Annotated in this window: 3 protein-coding genes; 1 reads left to right on the forward strand and 2 read right to left on the reverse strand. The window is 49.2% G+C overall.

All coding sequences use genetic code 11. The annotated features are described in order from the left end of the window. The coding region (locus tag ACOI7D_RS27670) for a hypothetical protein (protein ID WP_420668010.1) at positions 1-495 on the reverse strand (495 nt) is incomplete at its 3' end. Positions 496-783: 288 nt separating this feature from the next. Next, positions 784-1,020 (reverse strand): hypothetical protein, encoded by a 237-nt coding sequence (locus ACOI7D_RS27675; RefSeq protein ID WP_016947370.1) that lies wholly within the window; start codon positions 1,018-1,020, stop codon positions 784-786. 761 nt (positions 1,021-1,781) lie between these two features. Here ACOI7D_RS27675 and ACOI7D_RS27680 point away from each other — a divergent pair. Continuing rightward, a complete protein-coding gene (locus tag ACOI7D_RS27680; RefSeq protein ID WP_071789001.1) occupies positions 1,782-1,895 on the forward strand; it encodes a replication initiation protein in 114 nt (37 codons plus the stop codon). Positions 1,896-2,317: the final 422 nt, after the last annotated feature.

Below are 2,317 nucleotides of genomic sequence, written 5' to 3' on the forward strand. Positions count from 1 at the left end.
CTTAGAGAAATCACTAAGATCTTCCATCTGTTTTCCCATTACACCCAGAAGCCCACCCTCCCAAACACTATAAGCTCTCTCTCCATTTAACATATACACGTTTTCCGGAATTGTTCTTAATGTATATACGGGGTTTTGAATACCATATTCCTGCCCAAGAGTTTTAAAATACTCTCCTTTTAAGTAAAACTTATCTTTCCCTCTGTAACTAAGATAAACCTTACTAAAATCATAATCTTTCACTTTTTCAGCAAATTGCAGCATCACCCTACTAACATCCAGTGAACTATTTTCTGCAGAAACAGAACGAAGGTCATAATTAATCTCGGAAGAGTTTACAAACCACTTATAATAAACCCAAACGCTAATACCATCATTCCTTGGATCTTCTTTCAGAACCTCATTCATGTGCCTTTGAAGAAAAATGTAGTTGGCAGATAAAACACCACCACATAAGAGTACTATTAATATGATTGCTGTATATACTTTTTTCATTTCTATAATCCATCTCAACTGCTCTAAAGTTTACCCTGAGATTTTTAAGCTAAGGTGCCATAAGTTAGCAAGGAATTAAGCATCGATTTACCATAACGTCTTCTTACGCGCACCGCGAAAACGGCCTCAGGGCGTTTCTGCGCCTTCAGCCACAAAAGAGCACGTCTTACCCCCAGAAAACCGCCCGGAATCGCTCTGGTGAGTTTTACGGTGGCGAATGACTATGCACCGGAGTGAATACCACGCTGTTTCGCCCTGAACTCCCCACAAAACCGACGAAAGTGGCAATCAGCGACGCGGCGCCCGCGGACGCGACCAGGTAAATTCCGCCTGCTGCCGCTCCTCCTCACGCGCAGATCGCTGCCGTTCTGCCTGGCGCTGCGATTCGATCTGTGCACGAGCCCTGTTAAGGACAATGTGCCTGTTGGGCTGATTCAGCTTCTTGCCTGACGCTCTCTCAGCGGCGGCAACAGCATCGTCGAGAAATCTTTTCTCGGCAGGCGTCAGGTTTATCAGTCGTTTCATGGCGTTCTCCGGTCAGAATAACTCTGCACAGTCTGCCAGACACGGCGAACCTCATGAAGAACCTGCAGCCGGGAACGGCCCTGAGAAACGGTGAACGGGAACGGATTTTAATCCGGTGCCGTGAAGCGTTGGCGGGGTATCGGGGCGCAGCCCTGAGATATCGTTTTGGTGCCGGCATCATGATGGCGGTACTCCAAAAACACATCTTGTCCCGCTTTCAGTTTCTGAATTTGCGGGTTCCGGGCGCAGCGCCGGACCAGTCACGTAGCGCTAGCGGAGTGTATACTGGCTTAATATGTTAGTTGGGCGTGGTGGCTCAGGGAAGTGCTTCATGTGGCAGGGGAAAAATGCGGCTGCGGTGCGTAAGTGCAAAATGCTGATGATGGTGAAATGACGCCTCCTCGCTCACTCGGTCGCTACGCTCCTGCCGTGAGACTGCGGCGGGCGTTACCTGCTCACGAATGACGAGGTAACGAAATGAAGCTGAGGTCAAGAAGGGCCCGAAAAAGGATGCGGCGCTGCCGTTTTTCCATAGGCTCCGCCCCCCTGACAAGCATCACAAAATCTGACGCTCAAATCAGTGGCGGCGAAACCCGACAGGACTTAAAGATCCCAGGCGTTTCCCCCTGGTGGCTCCCTCGTGCGCTCTCCTGTTCCTGCCTTTCGGTTTACCGGTGTCATTCCGCTGTTATGGCCGCGTTTATCTCATTCCACGCCTGACACTCAGTTCCGGGTAGGCAGTTCGCTCCAAGCTGGACTGTATGCACGAACCCCCCGTTCAGTCCGACTGCTGCGCCTTATCCGGTAACTATCGTCTTGAGTCCAACCCGGTAAGACATGCAAAAGCGCCACTGGCAGCAGCCACTGGTAACTGATTTAGAGGAGATAGTCTTGAAGTCATGCGCCAGTTAAGGCTAAACTAAACGAACAGTTTTGGTGACTGCGCTCCTCTAACTAGCCAGTTACCTCGGTTCAAAGAGTTGCTGCTCTGAGAACCTTCGAGAAAACCGCCTTGCTGGGCGGTTTTTTCGTTTACAGAGCAAGAGATTACGACGCAACAGAAAGGATCTCAAGAAGTTCCTTGCTGTATTGCTACTATCCTAGAGATCTGACCCATTAGGGGCATTATCAGATGACGGCCTTGTAATCCACGGGGAGCAGGTCACACATCTAAAGCATCTACGAGTAAAAACACCCCAGTGACCAATGAGCGATTTGCGTGAGCTAATCGTCAATGTATACTGATCGCTTCAAATTAATCGCTCATGCTTTTAATGAAATCATCTAAGTACCAAGC

The organism is Klebsiella sp. C360, assembly GCF_048822415.1.
Taxonomy (GTDB): domain Bacteria; phylum Pseudomonadota; class Gammaproteobacteria; order Enterobacterales; family Enterobacteriaceae; genus Klebsiella; species Klebsiella quasipneumoniae.